Source organism: Arthrobacter sp. JSM 101049 (assembly GCF_041679245.1).
Lineage (GTDB): Bacteria > Actinomycetota > Actinomycetes > Actinomycetales > Micrococcaceae > Arthrobacter_H.
The window spans coordinates 1-20935 of record NZ_JBGFFC010000007.1 but is presented as its reverse complement, the minus strand read 5'-3'; the positions used below and the strand labels follow the sequence as shown (position 1 = coordinate 20935).

General features: G+C 61.5%; 15 protein-coding genes. 12 read left to right on the top strand and 3 right to left on the bottom strand.

The window, feature by feature from the left end:
• The first annotated feature begins 9 nt into the window (after positions 1-9).
• The 6 genes from AB8M85_RS15215 (at position 10) to wecB (ending at position 11762) form a co-directional block, all read left to right on the top strand.
• Entirely contained in the window at positions 10-4407 is a 4398-nt protein-coding gene (locus tag AB8M85_RS15215; protein ID WP_372699684.1) for a glycosyltransferase, read from the top strand.
• A gap of 727 nt (positions 4408-5134) precedes the next feature.
• A complete protein-coding gene (locus AB8M85_RS15210; protein ID WP_372699683.1) occupies positions 5135-6859 on the top strand; it encodes a hypothetical protein in 1725 nt (574 codons plus the stop codon).
• 16 nt (positions 6860-6875) lie between these two features.
• Positions 6876-7670: a DUF6270 domain-containing protein gene (locus AB8M85_RS15205; protein WP_372699682.1), complete on the top strand. Its 795-nt coding sequence runs from the start codon at positions 6876-6878 to the stop codon at positions 7668-7670.
• Between the two features lie 142 nt (positions 7671-7812).
• Positions 7813-9003 (top strand): glycosyltransferase family 4 protein, encoded by a 1191-nt coding sequence (locus AB8M85_RS15200; RefSeq protein ID WP_372699753.1) that lies wholly within the window; start codon positions 7813-7815, stop codon positions 9001-9003.
• Positions 9004-9238: 235 nt separating this feature from the next.
• A complete protein-coding gene (wecC, locus tag AB8M85_RS15195) occupies positions 9239-10549 on the top strand; it encodes a UDP-N-acetyl-D-mannosamine dehydrogenase (RefSeq protein WP_372699681.1) in 1311 nt (436 codons plus the stop codon).
• Positions 10550-10595: 46 nt separating this feature from the next.
• Entirely contained in the window at positions 10596-11762 is a 1167-nt protein-coding gene (gene wecB / locus AB8M85_RS15190; RefSeq protein WP_372699680.1) for a non-hydrolyzing UDP-N-acetylglucosamine 2-epimerase, read from the top strand.
• A gap of 28 nt (positions 11763-11790) precedes the next feature.
• On the opposite strand, the gene AB8M85_RS15185 is transcribed toward wecB, so the two are convergent.
• Both AB8M85_RS15185 and AB8M85_RS15180 read right to left on the bottom strand, forming a co-directional pair.
• Entirely contained in the window at positions 11791-12477 is a 687-nt protein-coding gene (locus tag AB8M85_RS15185; RefSeq protein WP_372699679.1) for a response regulator, read from the bottom strand.
• Positions 12478-13668, bottom strand: coding sequence for a sensor histidine kinase (locus AB8M85_RS15180; RefSeq protein WP_372699678.1), 1191 nt, complete (start codon positions 13666-13668; stop codon positions 12478-12480). It abuts the gene before it with no gap.
• Positions 13669-13790: 122 nt separating this feature from the next.
• On the opposite strand from AB8M85_RS15180, the gene AB8M85_RS15175 reads away from it, so the two are divergent.
• The 6 genes from AB8M85_RS15175 (at position 13791) to gltX (ending at position 19834) form a co-directional block, all read left to right on the top strand.
• The gene (locus AB8M85_RS15175) at positions 13791-14849 is read left to right on the top strand and encodes a 3-isopropylmalate dehydrogenase (RefSeq protein ID WP_372699677.1); all 1059 of its coding nucleotides are present in this window, start codon (positions 13791-13793) and stop codon (positions 14847-14849) included.
• A gap of 69 nt (positions 14850-14918) precedes the next feature.
• The gene (locus AB8M85_RS15170; protein ID WP_372699676.1) at positions 14919-16010 is read left to right on the top strand and encodes a branched-chain amino acid aminotransferase; all 1092 of its coding nucleotides are present in this window, start codon (positions 14919-14921) and stop codon (positions 16008-16010) included.
• Between the two features lie 119 nt (positions 16011-16129).
• Positions 16130-17263 carry a UDP-glucose 4-epimerase GalE gene (gene galE, locus AB8M85_RS15165; RefSeq protein WP_372699675.1) on the top strand — a complete coding sequence of 378 codons (1134 nt, stop codon included), beginning with the start codon at positions 16130-16132 and terminating at the stop codon, positions 17261-17263.
• 3 nt (positions 17264-17266) lie between these two features.
• Complete coding sequence (locus tag AB8M85_RS15160; protein WP_372699674.1) at positions 17267-18028, top strand: fumarylacetoacetate hydrolase family protein; 762 nt, start codon at positions 17267-17269, stop codon at positions 18026-18028.
• Positions 18029-18076: 48 nt separating this feature from the next.
• On the top strand, positions 18077-18301 hold the full coding sequence (locus tag AB8M85_RS15155; protein WP_372699673.1) for a hypothetical protein: 225 nt from the start codon (positions 18077-18079) through the stop codon (positions 18299-18301).
• Positions 18302-18325: 24 nt separating this feature from the next.
• Positions 18326-19834: a glutamate--tRNA ligase gene (gltX, locus tag AB8M85_RS15150; protein ID WP_372699672.1), complete on the top strand. Its 1509-nt coding sequence runs from the start codon at positions 18326-18328 to the stop codon at positions 19832-19834.
• 90 nt (positions 19835-19924) lie between these two features.
• Here the strand turns inward: gltX and AB8M85_RS15145 are convergent, their stop codons facing one another.
• Positions 19925-20656, bottom strand: coding sequence for a hypothetical protein (locus tag AB8M85_RS15145; protein ID WP_372699671.1), 732 nt, complete (start codon positions 20654-20656; stop codon positions 19925-19927).
• Between the last annotated feature and the right edge of the window lie 279 nt (positions 20657-20935).

The window sequence follows — 20935 nt, the reverse complement described above, 5'->3', positions numbered from 1 at the left end:
GGACAAATAGTGGCGTCGAGATATTCGGATGAAAGCCCAGAGGTCCCAGCGCTTGAGCGCGCAATCCGCCAGCGGGCATTGCGATCCGGGCGCTATTCTGGGCGCTCCACCGACGACCTGGCGCAAGCCCTGTACCGATCGGAACTGCTTGTTGAAAAGCAGGTTGCCGAGCTCAAGGAATTGCGGCAGGGCATCCGCCAGGAGTCACAACGTGCTGCGCAGGCGGAACGCGGCTTGCAAGCTCAATCCAGTCTGTACGAGCGTCAGACAGCGCGCGTCGAGAAGTTCAAATCAGCCTACGAAGCGCTGAAATCCTCGCCCGAATACCGTCTGGCCAGAGCCGCATCAGCGCCCGCGCGGCGGGCCAAACGCCTTGCTCGGAGAAGAACACGCAAACCGCTGCCCCAAGGTCATGACGGGCAGCAACCCACGACTGTGAGTACTCTGTCGATTGCAGTGGAGAGCAGCGACCTGCCGAGAACCGAGCGAATAGCAAAAGCGAAAAGACTCTACTTCCAAGACGGGCTCATTACTGAGCCCGCGCGCCTCGTTGCGAATATTGGAGAATGCCCCGACAGAGGCGATCAAGTATTCGTGAACCAAGTATGCGGCGCGGCACGTCTGTTCCTTGGAGCACTCCCGGATGTCCCCGAACGTCAGCCCAATCCCGGATACCAAACCGAACGGGGACGGGTTCTCTATTGCGCCCATAGCACAGGCGAATTCAATTCCAACGGCTACTCCACGAGAACAGCCGGCCTGACGAAGGCAATGTCCCAAACCGGCGACGTGGTGGTAGTGGCACGCCCCGGATATCCGTGGGACGCCAAGACGACAGTCGCGCCCGATTCCGAATCCCGCTTCGAACGGGAAATCAACGGGTTGATTCACGTCTTCAACCCGGGCCCGTCAATCAAGGACCAGCCGTTGGATCTCTACTTCCAACATGCGGCCGACGTGATAGTCCGTGAGGCCATCGTCCAGCGGGCATCAATCATCCACGCAGCTTCAAACCACCTAACTGCTCTCCCAGCTCTCATCGCGGCACGCCGATTGGGCTTGCCGTTCGCATACGAAGTCCGTGGCCTCTGGGAGGTCACCGAAGCATCAACGAAGCCGGACTGGGAGGACTCGGAACGCTTTGCCTTGGCCGTCGCCCTGGAAACGCTTGTGGCCCGGAGCGCAGATCAGGTCCTTGCCATCACGGAACAAGTCAGAATGGAACTCATACGACGGGGCGTCGAAGGCGAGCGAATTGGTCTCCTTCCCAATGCCTCTGACCCTTTCGAATTCGTGCCATTACCGGTGGAACGGGAGATCAGCCGACGATTGGGGCTAGAGGACACGGACATCGTTGTCGGATACGCCGGGAGCATCCTCGAATACGAGGGGCTCGAACTATTGGTTGAGGCCTTCTCAGCGGCATTGACGCTACGACCAAAGTTGCGTCTGGTCATAGTTGGCGACGGCCCGGCCTTGCCGGGACTGAGAAATCTCGCGCATGAGCTTGGCACGGCTCACCGCATTACGTTTGTCGGACGTATCGCTGCTGCCGATGTGCCCCGGTATCTCTCGGCCATGGACATCGTCGCCTGTCCCCGCCTTTCCACGCCTGTTACTGAAATGGTTTCTCCGCTGAAACCGTTGGAAGCGATGTCGGCTGGCCGGACGGTTCTTGTCTCCGACGTCGCACCACTTGTGGACCTGGTAGGCACCTCGGGTGACCGCGGACGCATCTTCCCAGCAGGCGACAGGGGAGCATTCTCGGAGCAAATCATCGACCTTGCGGATGCGCCTGAACTCAGGGCGAACCTGGGTCGTGCCGCGCGCCAATGGGTCCTGGATAACCGCAGTTGGGCCGCGATGGCTGGGTTCGTGCAGGCCTGTCATGAGCGGTTAGCCGAACCGGTAGAAGCCGGCAGGGTTGTGAATCGGCAGCTTAGCGAGGTGACCGTCGCTCTTGTCTCCGACGAATTCACGCGCAGTTCCTTGGAACCCGAATGCCGCATGGTGTTTCCATACCCGGACACGTGGCGTCGGCAGTTCGACGAGCTCTCCATCGATGCCCTCATTGTCGAGTCTGCCTGGGAAGGCAACGAAGGGACGTGGCGCGGCAAGATCGGCTACTACGATGAGGAGTCCTTTGCCGACTTGAGAGCCATGGTTGACTATTGCCGGGGCAAAGGAATTCCGACGTTCTTCTGGAACAAGGAAGATCCCATTCACTTTAATAGGTATCGCCAGACTGCAGCGATCTTTGACCATGTGTTCACGACTGACGCCGACATGATCCCCGACTACTTCGAGCATCGGGGCAAGCACAACATCTCCATCGGAAGCCTGCCGTTTTGGGCACAGCCGCGCACCCACAATCCATTGCCGGGTACGCGCGCAGCGATTCATACGGCCGCCTACGGAGGCACATACTATGGAGCACGATACCCAGAGCGGTCGCGGGTTCTCGCCGCGCTCCTGCGCTCCGTAACGCCCCATGGAATTACGATCTACGACCGACAAGCCAATCTGCCTGAGACCCCGTACCATTTTCCCGAGGAATTGGCTCAGTATGTTCAAGGAGGCCTCTCCTATCCGGAGATGGTGCAGGCCTACAAGGCACATCCGCTTCACCTCAACGTGAATTCCGTGACGAAGTCGCCCACGATGTTCTCACGCCGAGTGGTCGAGCTCGCGGCGACCGGAACACCTGTCATCTCCGGCCCCGGTAATGGAGTCGACACTATTTTCGGAGGGCTGGTGCCCACGCCCGAGAGTGAAACCGATGCGGGACTCATTGCTGAACTGTGGATGGACGACGAAACCGAACGAAACGCGGACGCCTGGATCCTCCACCGGTACTCGTTCCGGGCCCATTTGGCCGGACACCGACTTGCATACATGTTGCGGAGCGCGGGGATCAAGGTCGCTGCCCCCGAACTTCCCGATTACTGCCTCCAGGTTTCCGGACTTGATGCAAAAACCGCCGACGCCATTCTCGAACAGACCCACCGGCCGAAAAGCGTCCTGGCCCCTGATCTGCAGGAAGTAGGTCCTCAAGACGCCGCCCGTCACCTTGTAGCAGCTGGAATTAGTGTCGTATGGGGCGACGTTCCGCCCGAAGAAGCCACGGTAGTGGGTTGGCTCGGCGATGGCGTTTATGATCGCACTACTGGGGAGGATTTGTGCCGGGCGCTGGAATTCCACCAGGGAACCGTCCAAATCGACGAGAGCGACGTGGCATCGCCCGGGAAGACGCTTTGGGGGTGGTCCGAGCCAGTAGCGGACGCGCCAAGAATGACTTGGGTGGGAACGCAACGCAAGAATCGCCCATGCCTCTCATTGCGGCGAAATATTCAAGTCCGGCCCGCCAAGACCGTAGGACAGCCACCTGCTGCCACAGTGTCCGTTGGACACGAACCCAGACGAGTACTCGTCGCCGGTCATGACCTCAAGTTCGCCGGCGGCGTCATGGAATGGCTACGTGGGCAAGGCCATACCGTAGATGTCGATGTATGGACCGATCACTCGCATCACGATGCAGTGCGTAGTGGCCAGCTCCTGTCGGCCGCAGACACGGTCTTCTGTGAGTGGTCATTGGGCAATATCGAGTGGTATGCGCAACACCGACGCGCAAATCAACGCTTGACGAGCCGATTCCATTCGCAGGAGCTTTTCACCCCGCATCTTCATCGTCTTGATGTCGCGCTCGTCGACCACACGATCTTCGTTGGGGAGCTGGTTCGCCAAGTAGCGATCCGCCGCTTTGGATACGATGAAGCCAAAACCAGCGTACTGCCCAACGCGTTGGGCATCAGCCCCGACCGAACGGAGATTGATGCCACCCGGCGGTTTACGATGGGCCTTGTTGGCATGGTGCCGCGCCAGAAACACCTGGACCGGGCCTTGGACCTGCTCGCGCAGCTGCGTACAGTGGATCGACGCTATACCTTACGGGTGAAAGGACGGCGGCCAGAGGATTATCCGTGGATGATCGCCCGTGAGCATGAAATGGACTACTACCGCGAACTGAGCGCCCGCATCAAGCACGATCCCCTCCTCGAAGGTGCCGTCTTCTTCGATCCCCATGGAGATGACATGTCGTCATGGTACGAAGGCATCGGGATGGCTCTATCGGTCAGCGATTTCGAATCCTTCCACTTGACACTGGCCGACGGAGCAGCATCCGGTGCACTCCCGTTCTCCTTGGCCTGGCCCGGAGCGGAGTACATCTACCCCAGGGACTGGCTCTTTCGGGACATCGGATCGATGGGCAGGGCCTCCCTGCGTTACGCGAGCGACCCGGATGCCTTCGTCAGAGCTGTGGCGGATGCGCAGGAGTTCGCCCGGCGAAAGTTCGGCGCCGAGCGCGTCTTTCCCACCCTCGGGGCATTGATTCTAGGTCCTAGCTGATGCTAATTAGGCCCGCGACGGTGGCGAGGAGCGCGAGGACCGCACAAATGATGATGATGCGTGCTCCACGAAGCTTTCTATGCCGCGCGTCTGTTGCGGGGAGTCGAGGGGGCTCTGTTGCCGTCGAGGACGGCATCCGTTGAGGGAGGCGCCCCGGCTGCCTGCTCGACCGTTGATGCCGTGCACCTGATATCTCCCGATGAGCCATCTGAACCCGCTTTCTGTCGGCATACCCGGAAAGGGCACGGCACTGAGTCTACAAGGTCTACGTCCCGCGCAGCGGAAGCGGGGGAGTGCTCGCGGACTCTGCTGCTTCGTGGCCTTCCAGAGGAAAACAAAATGAGGGACAGCTGTGATGAATGATCGACGACACCGACTAACGCGTTCGCTTCGTGGCGCCCTCATCGCTTGCATGGCCGTCATACTTCTCGCGGTCGTCTCCGGCTGCGATCGCGGACCCGAAATCCCGGATACGAATACGACATCGGGGACTCCGAAGCCATCTTCGGCTCCGGGAAAGCCTGCAAAATCGCTCACGCCGGGAGAACACAAGGTCGGGCAACCAATCCAAGCGAGCAATACAGCGAAGGGAGCTTTCACGAGTACGGCAACCGGGGAACCGTTAGCGGCATATGTGGCATCGGGCGTTCCAGCTACCCTCAACGTCATTAGCACGCGAAGCGGAGAGCTCGTTAGTTCAGCGACCCTCAAGGGAGGGGCGAACCAGATGGTCAGCTCACGTGCCCTGACCTCTGGTGTTGCCGATCGCCGGATCTATATCGGTCTAACCGATGGCAGAGCGTTTTCTTACGACGTCGATAGTCAAGGGCTCACTCGTCTACCGCAAGCTCCTGGCATGGATCGATCTTCGTTCTGGAACTCAGCATCCTTGGACGATGGGCGAGTTCTCTTTTCGACTTATCCGGACGCCAGGTTGCTGGCCTTCGACCCGTCCCGGGAAAAATGGCAAGACTTCGGCGCCCTAGGCGAGGGGAATGACTATGCGATGGGGATCAGCACGGTACGGGGGATGGCCTATGTCGGAACTGGGACCAATTCCCCCGCGCTATGGCAGGTCAACACGAACACGGGCAGCAAGCGCAAGATTGACCTCCCAGCTCCGGAAGCAGGAGCACGCAGGGACTTTATCTACGACACTGCCGTCATCGGCACCAAAGTCTTTGCCCGGGTCGATTCCGAACAAACCATTTATGGCTACGACGCGAAGAACCGCACTTGGTCGAAAGTGGCTTCCGGGGCCGTCAGGGGTTTGGCCACGTCACCACCTGACGAACCGGGGAGGCTGTATTGGACGGATCAGAAAGGCCATCTGCATGCGCTTGATCCAGCCTCCGGCAAAGATCTCGTAGTCGCTGGCGGCGAATCTTTCGGAGAGATCCGGGGATACTCATGGCAGGATGCAGATGCGAACGGCAGCAACGAATCCCTGGTTTCCATCAACGCCAGCGGAGAAGTCGTTCGATGGAACGCGGAATCGGACCGGCGTACCTTGTTGCCGAATCATGGCCTTCCGGCCCCGCTGAGAATCCGGTCATTGGGAACTGACCTGGCGGGCAACGTCTTGGCAGGAGCGATGGGAACCGCTCCATTTTTTGCCCGATACCCGCTTGACGGTGGCGAGGCTGAGCAGTACCCGATCCGAGGCCAAATCGAGTCGTTCGGACGGGTTGGTGGTGACCTCGCAGTTGGCACATATCCCGGCGCCGAGATTGAACTAGTTCCCGGCGACCTTCGCCAACCCGCACGGGCGCCGAGACGCTGGGAGATAGGTCATGGCCAAGACCGTCCGCTCGCAATCGAAGGGCTGGGAAAAGGACGCTTTGCCGTTGCCACAATGCCCGTCTACGGGAAAACAGGCGGTGCCGTCGCATTCCTCGAGGCTGACGGGGGCATCGAGAAAGTCTTGACGGATGTGACGCCTGGACGCACGCCCTTGGCGTTGGCCTATAGCCACGGGAAATTGTACGTGGGGACGGGGAACACAGGTGGCCTGGGTAGTGAACTAGACCCGGGCGATGGGACAGTGGTGGTCCTCGACGCTCGGACAGGTAGCGTGCTTCAGATTGGGACACCGCTTCCTGGAGATGCGACGGTCTCCTCCCTGCTTTTCGATGAGTCGGGGAGATTATGGGGGTGGGGGGTCGATTCGGTCTTTGAGCTGGATCCACGAACTTTGAAAGTCGTGCAGAAGGCACGGTTTTCAGCGGCCAAGGATGCGGAGCCGTACGCGAGGGGACGAAATCTAGTCGATCTGGGAAGCCGGCTTGCCGGCAGCAGCAAGGGCAAGATCTTCCTCATCGACAAGGAGTCATTGAAGCGCCAAAACATCGCCAAGGGCAGCAACCTCGTGTTGGGCGGAGACGGCGAACTTTACTACTCGCGCGGGTCGACGGTCTTCCGCTGGTCATTTGGACCGAAGTTCAACGAGTAGTATTACTAAGCCTTCGATGACCCGAAAGGACGGCATGAGGGGAATATTTGCCTATGGAGGGTGCGTCACCCGGGATAGTTTTGAAGCGATTGAGGCCGACTACAGCCTGGTGGGTTACGTGGCCCGCCAATCGCTGATTAGTGCAGCCCATCAGCCGATTAGTGTCCCGAACCACGCCTTTCAACTCAACTCTCGTTTCCAGCAGAGGCAACTTCGCGGTGACATAGAGTCCTCCCTGTTTCCTTCACTACGCGATGCGTTGCCACAATGCGACGCAGTCATTCTCGACTTGGTCGTTGAACGTTTCGGCGTGCGGAAGTATCAAGACGGTTTCCTGACCCGTACTAACGAGTTGGCACGGAGCCAACTTGGAGGCTCGCTGACTTCAGCGCATCCCGCTATCCGCTTTGCAACAGATCGCCATTTCAAATTGTGGAGTTACGGTGCCCGACAGCTATTCAACGTGTTGGAGGGCGAGGACGCTTTAGGTCGAACGGTTGTCTTCGAGACACCATGGGCAAGCAGGACAAGAAACGGTGTCGAGCTGGCTGGATTCCGCAACCACACATCCGACGAAATGAATGTCCTGTATCGCCCTTACTACGAGTATCTGCGTGAACTGGGAATACGTGTCGAACGCTTCCCCGACGCCGTTGTGCTGTCAGATGACAACCACCAATGGGGTCCCGCCCCGTACCACTACATCCCGGAAGCGTACGAATGGATGGCAGGAATAGTGAGGGACATACCGCCGCGGGAGACGAGGCCGATACACAGCCCTGGCAGCGAAAATCATTCGCAGTCCCATTGAAGTGCAGGCAACTTACGAAAGTGGCCATTTTCCTTGTTCGTCGTAAAGTTGGCTAGGCATGCTGATCGAATTGCCGACATCAACATAGAGCGGCAGAAACCACCACCGCAGGAAATTTTGGGGGAACATTCTGGTGAGGATCATGTTGGTCTCACATTCCTATTGGCCAGAGAGCACGCCACCTCAACGCCGGTGGACCGCTTTTGCCCGTGTCTTTCGGGAGTATGGATGGGACATCGACGTTGTCGCGCCCCATCCGGTGGCCGTCGACGCTCCCGCAAACAGTCGCCGAAAGCGGCATCTGCTCGATTTCGCCTCCGAAGTCGGTCCCTCTGGAGAAGTCATCCGGCGGTTCCCCGCCCTTCTGGAACCCCATTCGCGGAGCGGTCGCTTGACGCGACACTGCATCACGGCAGTTCTGAGTGTCCCGCGGGCACTACTTGCGCCCAGCCCGGATCTCGTGGTCGTGACGATCCCCAGCCTTCCCCACGTCGTAGCAGGGTGGATGATCGCGCATTTGCGCAGGAAGCCCCTGGTAGTGGAAATGCGGGATGCTTGGCCGGATCTGGCGCATGATTCTCGCGTGGCCGCCAGCGCTGCTACCTCGATCCTGGACGCAGTCATGACCCGCATCCAGCGGAATGCCGAAATGGTGGTGACGGTCACCGACGGGTTTCGCCGCCAATTGGTTACACGGGGGGTACGCAAAGCTGTCACTGTTCCCAACGGGATCAGTAGCGAGCGTTTGCCCACCGTGCCACCTCGGCGGATTCATGGCGGCCCTCTCAGGGTGCTCTATATGGGGAACCATGGGGAAAGCCAAGGGCTCGATGTTGTTGTCCGCGCGGCTGCCATCTCCGGCTCCGCCGTAGACGTCCGCTTTGTTGGTTCGGGCACTGCCAAGGCACGATTGGAGGAGATCTCCAGAAAGACCGGTGCCAATGTCGACTTTTGGACTGTGGTCCATGGGGAAAGCATCGCGCGGCACTATGAATGGGCGGATACTTGCGTGGTATCGCTGAGGGCAGATTGGCCTAGCTTCACCTGGACCGTGCCATCGAAGACCTTCGAAATCCTTGCCTCCGGTCGTCACATAACAGCGATACTTCGTGGGGAAGCAGCAAAAATCATCGAAGAGACTGGCAGCGGCGACGTCGTTGAGGCAGAACCCGAAGCTATCGCAGCCTTGTGGGCGGAACTTGTTGCCGTACCTGATCGATTGTCGGTCAATGTCCGAGGCCGCGATTGGGTGTTGGACCATGCCGACATGCGGTCGCTGGCCGAGCAGTATATGAAATCACTCGTCGAAGCCGCGACGACAACGACTTCCTAAACCCGCTCAAGCAATGCTCTTGAGATTGTCGACTTTGCAGGGCCGACTGCCTTCTGCTGCTGAAACCTCCGGTTTTCGGTGCCGTGAGAAACGCCCGATATGTACACCTTATGGGTGAATGGTAGGCTCACTGCGGAGAGTTTCAGCAGTGATAGGCACCTACAGGGGCACGTAGTCCCTCACACTCGCACAGTGAACGCTTACTCCTGAAAAGCATCAAGTTGAATGAGGGACTATGGCGGAAATCAATAAGGTAGCAGTCATTGGATTGGGCTACATTGGGCTGCCGACTGCAGCAATTCTGGCGGCGAACGGGCTGACCATCAAAGGGGTTGATGTTAGCCAAAGGACCGTGGACGCCGTCAATGCCGGACGGGTGCCTTTTGTCGAGCCGGACTTGGGCGCTTTTGTCGCTGGTGCAGTCGCTCAAGGTACGCTCTCGGCTTCCCTTGAAACGCCTGAGGCCGACGCCTACATTGTTGCTGTTCCCACCCCGTTCAACGCTGACCATTCGGCAGACCTTTCCTACATAGAGGCTGCCGCCGACAAGATCGCCCCGCAGCTCAAGGGCGATGAGCTCGTGATCCTCGAGTCCACTTCTCCTCCCGGCGCCACCGAGCACATGGCGAACCGCATCCTGGCAGCACGCCCGGACCTTAGCCTTGATACCCTCAAGGTGGCACATTGCCCCGAGCGCGTCTTGCCCGGTCGTGTCATGGTCGAGCTGGTCACTAACGACCGCATTGTTGGTGGTCTGACGCCGGAAGCTGCCGAGGCGGCCCGTGGCCTTTACTCGAATTTCTGCGATGCGGACATTCTGCTCACTGACGCCAAGACCGCTGAAATGGCCAAGCTGGTGGAAAACTCCTACCGGGATGTCAACATCGCGTTTGCCAACGAGCTCTCGATTATTTCCGACAAGCTCGGCATCAACGTCTGGGAACTGATCGAACTGGCGAACCGCCATCCCCGCGTCAACATCCTGCAGCCCGGACCGGGGGTCGGCGGCCATTGCATCGCCGTCGATCCGTGGTTCATTGTCGCGGCTGCACCCGAAGACGCCAAACTCATCAAACAGGCACGTGATTCCAACGACGGCAAACCGAACTGGGTGGTTAGCAAGGTCGAGAAGGCCCTCGAGGACACCGGTTCCCCAGCAACCGTGGCTGTATTAGGCCTCGCGTTCAAGGCCAACATTGACGACATGAGGGAGTCGCCTGCCATTGGCATCGCTTCGCGAATAGCCGAGGAATTCGCCTCGGCGCGCATCCTTGCCGTCGAGCCGCACATCGAGGAACTTCCGAAGGCGCTGCAGGACCGGGTCAACATCGAGCTGACCGAGTTGGATGCCGCGCTGGAGCTTGCGGACGTTGTGCTGCTCCTCGTCGACCATGACCAGTTCAAAATGGTTCCGGCAAACTCATTGGCCGGTAAGCGTGTGATCGATACCCGCGGTATCTGGGACCGTCCTGGCAGCGCCGCAGGCGATGTCGCTGCAATCAATGGCATGCCGGAAGAGGCTGTGCACGCGATCGTGGCGCACTAACCTGTAGGTCGTGCCAAACGTGTCCTCACCCACTGAAAGCAGCCACATGCTGAAGATCATGCCCATTTATGGCACTCGTCCTGAAGCCATCAAAATGGCCCCCATCGTGAAGGCTCTCGAAGCGTCGGAGAAGTTTGAATGCATCGTGACCGTCACCGGACAGCACCGCGAAATGTTGGACCAGGTCAATGAGCTGTTTGGGATTATCCCAAAGCACGACCTGAACATCATCAAACCTCGCCAAACGCTGAACAGTGTTCTGACGAAAACCATCGAGGGTTTGGACGCTCTCTTCGCCAAGGACCAGCCGGACGCCGTCATCGTCCAGGGGGATACCACGACGGTGACCGCCGGCGCCTTGGCCGCCTTCAACCGGGGCATTCCGGTGATCCACGTTGAGGCTGGTCTTCGCAGCTTCAATATCTTTTCCCCCTTTCCGGAGGAGGCAAACCGGAAGATCACGTCGCAGGTGTCAAGCCTCCATCTCGCGCCGACGTCAACCAGCCGGGACAACCTCATGCGGGAGGCCATCGACCCCGCGACCATCGTGGTCACCGGGAACACCGTCATCGACGCTCTACTGGAAGTCGTCGAGCGCAAGGTTCCATTCAAGGATGAAACCCTCGAGTACCTGACGGAAGAGGGCAAGCGTTTGGTCCTGGTCACCAGCCACCGCCGGGAAAACCAGGGCGACGCCATGCGCGGCATCGGCCGTGCCCTGGCCCGATTGGCTGATGCCGAACCGGAAGTGCACTTCATCCTGCCGGCGCACAAGAATCCAGCCGTCCGTGAAGCGCTGCTTCCGGCGATCCAGGACAAGTCCAATGTCGCTGTCACGGAGCCGCTCGCGTATGGGGAGTTCACCCGCATGCTTGCTGCCGCGGAGGTGGTTCTGACGGACTCCGGGGGAGTCCAGGAGGAGGCGCCGGGACTCGGCAAGCCCGTCCTGGTCATGCGCGATAATACCGAGCGCCCGGAGGCCGTCGACGCCGGGACCGTCAAGCTCATAGGCACCAATGAGGATCGGATCTTTGACGAGGTCAGTATCCTCCTGAACGACCGCGCAGCTTACGACGAGATGGCCAACGCGGTGAATCCCTATGGTGACGGCCATGCGGCCGAGCGTACTGTGGCAGCGATTGCCGAACTGCTTGGCGTAGGCACGAGAATGCCCGACTTCGATGTCGAGGAGCTGGCCTCCAACCCCGTCTAAATGCAGGGACACCCGCCCTGGCACGCTGCTAAGGAGAGACAACCCTCGTCGCGTAGGCGATGACGACGGCCTGGACGCGGTCCCGCGCCTGCAGCTTGGCCAGGATGCGTCCCACATGCGTCTTGACCGTGGCCTCGGAGAGGAAGAGCCCGGCGGCGATCTCGGGGTTGGACTTGCCCAAGGCGATGAGCTCGAAAACCTCCCGTTCGCGGGCAGTCAACGATGCAACCGCTGCCTCGTGCCCGGACGTGCCTGCCGCCGGTCGGCGCAGCATGGGCGCCACGTGGTCCAGCAGACGGCGGGTCGTGGAAGGGGCGATCACAGCGTCGCCCCGGTACACGGTCCGGATGGCCTCGAGCAGTTCCTCGGGCGGGGCGTCCTTGAGCAGGAAGCCGCTCGCTCCTGCCTGGATGGCGGCCAGCGCATACTCGTCCAGGTCGAAGGTCGTTAGGACGATGACGCGCGGCCCGCCAGAACCCCCGTCGAGCAGTCTTTCCGTCGTTTCGATGCCGTCCATTTCCGGCATGCGCACGTCCATGAGGACAACGTCCGCATGGGCCAGCGCGGGGGAGGCGATGGCCTCGCGACCATTGGCCGCCTCGGCGACGACCTCGAGATCCGGTTGCGAGTTGATCAGCATGCGGAATCCGCTGCGGACCAGGAGCTGGTCGTCGACCAGGGCGACGGTGATGGTGCTGGTGCTCTCGTTGTCCACTTAGTCCTCGGTGTAGGGGATGAAGATGTTGGCGGAGAAGCCGCCGGAAGGCCGCGGCCCGGTGCTGATACGTCCATCGTAGAGCGCGACGCGTTCGGCCATCCCGACTAGGCCTTGTTGCGCACCCACGTTGTCCTGAGTGGCCGCCGCACCGCGTCCGTTGTCGGTGATCTCCAGTTGCAGGCCAGCCGACGTCCATCCGAGCAGGACGTCAGCCCGGGCGGCTGGACCTGCATGCTTGATCGTGTTCGTCAGAGCCTCCTGTACGGCGCGGTAGGCCGTCAACTCGGCACCGGGCGGAAGCTCGCGGCGCGGGGTGGCGGTGACCTCGTAGCCGACCTCGAGCCCCGCGGTCCGGGTGGCCTCCAGCAGCTCGGGGAGGTCGTCCAGGGTCGGCAGCGGCCGGGTGGAGGCCTGCTCGTCACCCCGCAGCACGCCCAGCAGGCGACGCATCTCGCGCAGGGACTTGCGCCCGGTTTCGGAAATGGTGCCGAGCGTCTGTCGGGCCACCTCCGGATCCTTCTCGCTGGCATACCGGGCTCCATCGGCCTGGGTGATGATGACCGACAAGGAGTGGGCGACGATGTCGTGCATCTCGCGGGCGATGCGGCCGCGTTCGTCCGACGCCGCGAGTTCGCGTTCCTGCTGCCGTTCCACCTCGAGCCGGGTCGCCCGGTCCTCCAGCGCTCGGAAGGCCAACCGGCGGGTGCGCGCCAGGTCGCCAAACGTCCATGACACCAGGACGATCAGGGACAGGCCGACGAAGTTGACCAGAGCCATCTGAATGGTCAGCTCGGCAATGGGGGACGTATAGCGCAGCGTGGCTAGCACGGCGCCGGCAAACCCAGCCGCCAGGCCGGCCAGCGATTGCCAGCGTTTGCCGTACTTCGCCAGCCCGTAGACCGTGATGATGACCGCAACCTGCGACCCCAGGAAGGTCGTCACGAACACCACCTGGAGCAGGCATCCGAAAACGACGACGGCGGCGCTGCGGGCAGGATGCGTCCGTCGCCAGATCAGCGGCAACAGCTGGAGGCTGACGCAGGCAACGGGCATGATGCCGTGGGAAGTGCCGGCCAGGATGGTGGACCCCAGGCCGAAGAACAGCCACGCTGCGAGACCGGTGATGGCATCGACCTTGCGGGGGTTCTCCCGAAGCCAACGGTCAACGGCGCGGTGCGGGGTCGTCATGGTCCAAGCGTATGTGCCAGCTGGGTGCCACTGCGTCATACCGCGGTAGAGGATTGCGAACGATCATCTCGAATGCTGAGACGGCTTGTCCGGGATGCGGACGGTGTCTTAATCTGGTCAGCATGAACAAAGTGATCGACATGGCGGTAATCCCCGGCGACGGCATCGGCCCGGAGGTCATTGCCGAGGCCATCAAGGTGTTGAAGACGGCGACGGATGGCGAAGAGCATTCGCTGCGCATCACCGATTACCAATTGGGTGCCCAACACTGGCTCACAACAGGGGAAACGCTCACTGACGAGACCCTGGAAGCGCTGCGCGCCCACGACGTCATCCTTTTTGGTGCCGTGGGTGCCGCGCCCGGGGACACCCGCATCCCGTCGGGACTAATAGAACGTGAACTGTTGCTGAAGCTGCGCTTCAGCCTCGACCACTATGTGAACCTGCGCCCGGCGCGGCTTTACCCCGGGGTCCCGAGCCCGCTGGCTGCGCCCGGCGACATCGACTTCGTCGTCGTGCGTGAAGGCACCGAAGGCCCCTACGTCGGCAATGGTGGGGCCCTGCGCGTAGGCTCCGAGCATGAGATCGCCACCGAGGTCTCGGTCAATACCGCCTATGGCGTGGAGCGCGTCGTCCGCGAGGCCTTCCGCCGTGCCACCGAACGGCCACGCCGACACGTCACGCTGGTCCACAAGCACAATGTCCTGGTGCATGCCGGGCACCTGTGGCGCCGTACTGTCGAAGCGGTCGCGGGGGAGTACCCGGACGTCACGCATGACTACATGCACGTCGATGCCGCCACGATCTTCATGACGACCGACCCCTCGCGGTTCGATGTGATCGTCACCGACAATCTCTTCGGCGACATCCTGACCGATCTGGCGGGCGCCGTCACCGGTGGTATCGGGCTGGCTGCTTCGGGCAACATCAACATGGCGGGCACTGGACCCTCCATGTTCGAACCCGTCCACGGGTCAGCGCCGGACATCGCAGGACAGCAGAAGGCCGATCCCACGGCAGCCATCCTGTCCGCTGCACTGTTGCTCGAGCACGTCGGCCTCGTTGACGCCGCGCGCCGCGTCGAGGCAGCCGTCGAAAAGGACATTGATTCCCGCTCGGAGATGACCGACCCGAGAACCACTGCCGAAGTCGGCGATGCGATCACGCTGGCCCTGTCATAAGCTGGGCCTGATACGACGCCGCAACTGTATGGCGGCACGGAAACATTGCAGAGGAAGTGCGTAGGCACCATGGAATTCTCCCAACAGCTCTCGACCACCCCCAAGAGCGCCGAAGAACGCGCCAAAGTCCTGGCAGATCCCGGGTTTGGCGACTACTTCACCGACCACACCGCCGTCGTCGACTGGACCCAGGACGCGTCCGGCAGAGGCACCTGGCACGATGCCCGGATCGAGCCCTATGGGCCGATCATGATGGATCCCGCATCGGCGGTCCTGCACTACGGACAGGAGATCTTCGAGGGACTGAAGGCCTACCGCCATGCCGACGGCAGCGTCTGGACCTTCCGACCCGAGGCCAACGCCGCCCGTTTCAACACCTCCGCCCGTCGACTTGCCCTCCCCGAACTCCCAACGGACGTGTTCATCGATTCGCTGAGGCGCCTGGTTTCCGTCGACGAGGCCTGGGTGCCTTCCGGTGCCGGCGAAGCGCTCTACCTGCGCCCGTTCATGATCGCCACCGAGGCCTTCCTCGGCGTACGCCCTTCGCACGAGGTCTCCTACCGCGTTATCGCGTCGCCTGCCGGAAACTACTTCGGCGGCGAACTCAAGCCCGTTTCCATCTGGCTGTCAACCAACTACGCCCGGGCCGGACACGGGGGCACCGGCGAAGCCAAATGCGGCGGCAACTATGCGGCATCGCTCGCCGCCCAGCTGGAAGCTGAAGCCAACGGATGCAAGCAGGTCCTGTTCCTCGACCCGACGAACGACAACGCCGTCGACGAACTCGGTGGGATGAACGTCTTCTTTGTCTTTGCCGATGGAAGGCTGGTCACGCCCGAACTCAACGGCAACATCCTGCATGGGGTCACGCGATCCTCCGTGCTCGAACTGGCGCGCGAACGTGGGTTGACCGTTCAGGAACGTAAGATCACCATTGATGAATGGCGTCAGGCTGCGGCCGACGGGTCGTTGACCGAGGTCTTCGCCTGCGGTACGGCCGCCGTGATCACCCCCATCGGCGAGCTCAAGACCGCCGATGAGTCAATTACCATCCCGGACGCGGCGGCTGAGTCCGTGGCCATGAGTATTCGGGAGGAGCTCCTCGGGATCCAGACTGGCGCGGTCCAGGATTCCCGCGGCTGGTTGACCCGCCTGGTCTAGAGACGACCTCCCAGGTCTTGGTCGGCGCGGTAGGACGGTTCGCCGGCCAGGACCATGCCGCGGCGTGTTCACGTTGATTTCATCCGTACAACAGTCCTGCACCTCTTAGACTGGACGCTATGCGTATTCTTGTCACCGGCGGTGCCGGCTACATCGGATCCCACACCGTGCTGTTGCTCCTGGAGGAGGGGCACGAGGTCCATGTATTGGACAATTTCGCCAACTCGTCCCCGGAATCCCTGCGACGCGTGGCCGAGCTCACCGGACGACGAGCACGGATCCACACCGGCGATCTCCTCGATATCGTGGCACTGGAAACGGTGATGACGGCGAGCGAGCCGGAGGCGGTCATCCACTTTGCCGGATTGAAGGCCGTGGGGGAGTCGGTGTCGAATCCGCTCTGGTACTACCGCAACAACGTGGTCGGAACACTGAACCTGCTGGACGCCATGGACGCCCACGATGTACGGACTCTGGTCTTCAGCTCGTCGGCGACTGTATATGGGGACACTGAAACCCTCCCCATCACTGAGGGCCAGCCTCTCACGGCGACCAACCCCTACGGACAAACCAAGCTGCAGATTGAGCGCATCCTCGATGACCTCGCTGCGTCGGATACGCGCTGGAACATCGCCAAGTTGAGGTACTTTAACCCTGTCGGAGCCCATGAGTCCGGACGCATCGGCGAAGATCCGCAGGGGATCCCCAACAACCTCATGCCCTTCGTCGCCCAGGTCGCCGTGGGTCGCCGGGAACGAGTCAACGTCTTCGGTAGTGACTACGAGACACCGGATGGGACCGGCATCCGCGATTACATCCACGTTATCGACCTCGGAGCCGGCCACCTCGCAGCCCTGGAGTATGTGCTCGATCACGGGGGGCTGCACGCCTGGAACCTCGGGACCGGGCACGGGTCGTCGGTTCTCGAGGTGATCGCGGCCTTCGAGCGGGCCGCCGACCGGCCGGTTCCTTACAAAATCGTTGATCGACGGTCCGGAGACGTCGCCGCCTCTTTTGCGGATCCGACTTTGGCCAGGGAACAGATCGGTTGGAAGGCCGAACGTGGGCTTGAAGAGATGGTGACCGATATGTGGCGGTGGCAATCCAACAATCCCGAAGGCTTCCCGGAACCGTCGCCTGAATCGAGCGACGCGGGTGATCGGACGCCGGCGCTTGAAACCGGCGAGGCCGGGGACGGACAGGCCCACGAGGGAGCCGGCCACGACGAGGCCGATCCGTCTACTAAGCTGTAGCCCATGCGTATTGCTCGGTTTGTTCTAGACGATGACCCCATGTACGGCGTAATCGAGGGGGACGAGGTGGTCGTCATTGCCGGTGACCCCTTCTTCCAAGGAGTGCAGCCTACCGGTGCCCGGCACCGGTTGGATGACGTGCGGCTACTGGCCCCGATTATCCCAAGATCCAAGGTCGTCTGCTTTGGCCGCACCTACGCCGAACACGCGCAGGAGCTGGGCAACGAGGTGCCGGTATCACCCCTGATGTTCCTGAAACCCAATACATCCGTCGTCGGCCCGGGAGACCCCATCACCTTGCCGACGTTCTCCGAGGAAATCTCCTATGAGGCCGAACTCGCCGTTGTCATTGGCAGAATCTGCAAGGACGTCCCCGCCGAAAAGGCCGCAGACGTGATTTTCGGCTACACCTGTGCCAACGACCTCACGGCTCGCGATGTCCAAAAAACCGACAACCAGTGGGCCCGGGCCAAGGGTTGGGACGGCTCTTGCCCCATCGGCCCATGGATCGAAACGGAACTCGAAGTCGAGGACCTTCGCATCCGGGGTCGGCTGGACGGTGAAACCGTCCAGGATGGTGACACCTCCCAGATGATCTGGAGCGTCGCCGAGCTGGTCGCCTATGCCTCCCAGGCTTTTACCCTGCTGCCGGGCGACATCCTGCTCACCGGAACTCCGTCCGGTGTCGGGCTCCTGCGGGAAGGACAGCGGTACGACGTTGAAATCGACGGTATTGGGACGCTGACCAATACGTTCCGCCGGTAGGGGACCATGTACGGCAGACGTCAGGTCGGCCGAGCCCTCCGTATGTCCATGACGGAGACCCAGCGTAGCCGCGCGGCACGCCCAGTCTGGCAGAAGCGGCTGACGAAACTTTGGGCCGCAACAGCCGTATTGGCGGTCCTTTCGCGGATCTCCTACCGTGCGAGCTGGCCGATGCCGGTCACCGCCACGCTGCTCGTGCTAGCCATCATCCTCGCCCTCGCCCTGTTGGTGCGGCGCATCGTCGCCGCCGTCAGGGAACGCGGACGCTCCTAGGGCCCGTACTAGGATGGGGTTACCATGACTGAGCCATCCCAGATCCCAACTGTCACAGCCGAAACCCCCGTTCGCGTCAGGTTCTGCCCCTCGCCGACGGGTACCCCGCACGTCGGGCTGATCCGCACCGCACTTTTCAACTGGGCCTACGCGCGCCACACCGGCGGCAAGATGGTCTTCCGCATCGAAGACACTGACGCTAAGCGCGACTCCGAGGAAAGCTACGAGCAACTTCTCGATGCATTGGCGTGGCTCGGCATCACGTGGGACGAGGGAGTTGTGGTCGGCGGCCCCCATGAACCGTACCGGCAATCGCAGCGAGCCGACATCTACCAGGACGCCATAGCCAAATTGCGCGAGGCCGGGCACCTCTATGAGTCGTTCTCGACTCCAGAAGAAGTCGAAGCCCGCCATCGTGCTGCCGGGCAGGATCCCAAACTCGGATACGACAACTACGACAGGACCCTCACCGAGGAGCAGATCGCGGCTTTCCGCGCCGAAGGGCGGGAACCCGTGCTGCGCCTGCGCATGCCCGAGTACGATCTGACATTTATCGACCTCGTCCGCGGGGAAATCACCTTCAAAGCCGGGTCGGTTCCCGATTTCGCGGTCGTCCGGGCCAACGGCAAGCCGCTCTACACGCTCGTGAACCCGGTTGATGACGCCATCATGGGCATCACGCATGTTCTCCGCGGTGAGGACCTCCTCTCCTCGACACCCCGGCAGATCGCCCTGTACCGGGCGCTGATCGATGTGGGCATCGCCGAGTACATGCCACTGTTCGGCCACCTTCCCTATGTCATGGGAGCCGGCAACAAGAAGCTCTCGAAACGCGATCCCGAATCGAGCCTCTTCCTACACCGGGATCGCGGCTTCGTTCCCGAGGGCCTTCTCAACTACCTGGCCCTGCTGGGGTGGAGCCTGTCGGCCGACGAGGACATCTTCAGCCGCGAGCAGTTGGTTGAGGCCTTTGACATCCACGATGTGCTGTCCAACCCCGCACGCTTTGACCTGAAGAAGGCGGAGGCCATCAACGGGACGCACGTGCGCATGCTGGAGGCGGACGATTTCCGAGATCGCCTGGTCCCATACCTGCACCGCGCCGGGCTGACGGGGGAAATGCTGACGGAAACCGAGGGAGCCATCCTTGACGAGGCGGCACCGCTGGTGCAGGAACGCATCACGCTGCTGGGGGAGGCCCCCGACATGCTCGAGTTCCTGTTCCTCGACGACGAGGAGATCGTGGTGCAGCCGGATGCGCTCAAGGGCCTTCCAGGCAATGTGGACGAGGTGCTGGACGTCGCAGCGGCGGCCCTGACGGCACTGAACGTGTGGGACGCCGAGTCCATCCAAAGCGTGCTCCGAGCGGAACTGATCGAAGGGATGGGCATCAAGCCGCGGCTGGCATTTGGCCCGTTGCGGACTGCTGTCTCCGGCAAACGGGTGTCGCCTCCGTTGTTCGAATCCATGGTGATCCTAGGCAAGGAATCCTCGCTTCAGCGCCTGAGGAACTTCAGGTCATCGCTGGCGTAGAGACCTGTCGGCGCGGTAGCGGATGCGGATTCGCAGTGCCTCACTTCAATATGCTCGAACATGCTCCCGAAATCTCAACGCGTGCCTTATCTAAAGTGCTCGTGAAATGATCGTGCCGCGTGGGAGTAGGTCTTGGTGGTGGCCAGGCGGATGAGTTCTTCTTGGATGTGGTGGATGAGCCTGGTCAGCTCGGCCAAGTCCACGCTTCGGTAGAGATCCTCCTGGGCCAGGAGCTCGGGGGGTGGGGGAGATGAGGATCCCGGCGTCTTTGACCCTGTCTGCCGGGGTGCGGGGGATGTCGTATGCGCGCATGTGGCGATCGGTCTTCGTCACCCGGTAGCTGATGGCCTCCTTGGTGGTCCGGAACAGGTTCTTGCGCAGGTTCACCAGCGGCCAGAGTTCACGCAGCAGGGCCAGATCGGTGTCGGTGTCGTGTCGGTAGGTGAATGTCGTCCGGCGTAGGATGTCCCCGTTTTTCTGTTCGGCGAAGGGGCTGTCGTTTGAGTGGCACAGCCGGGAACGTGTCATCGTGAAGTCCTGGGTATCGGCCCATGCGGTGACCGGTTCGCTTAGGAAGTCCGAGCCGTTGTCGCAGCGGACGTGGTGGATCGGGTAGGTGAATTGCCCGGTGATCTCGGCCATGGCCTCGGCGACCCAGCGTGCGGCCTCGTTCTTAATGGCCCTGTTCACGGTCCAGCCGGCGAACACGTCGGTGGCGATCAGCGTGAACGCGTACTGGCCCCGGGTGGTGTTCCCGCAGTGGGCCACCGTGTTGACGGCCACCCGGCCCAACTGGCTGTCGATGGCCGGCACGCGGGTCATGATCCGGTTCGTTTCGCGGTACTGGTTCTTGACCGAACAGGTCGGGGACTTGCCTTCGCCTCGGGCCCGTAGCGCGGTGTTTCCTTGCCGAAGGGCCTGGTCTCAGGCTGGGCTTCCATGTTCTTCAAGGTGGCGGGCATGGCGGGGGCCAGGTGTTAGGCGTCTTGTTGTTTGACCGCGGGGACGTCATCATCGGCGGCGAGCGGTCTTTTTTCGGGGAAGTCTTGATCTAGTGCCGTCGGCGGCGTCAGGCTGACGATGACTGGTAAAGACGAACGG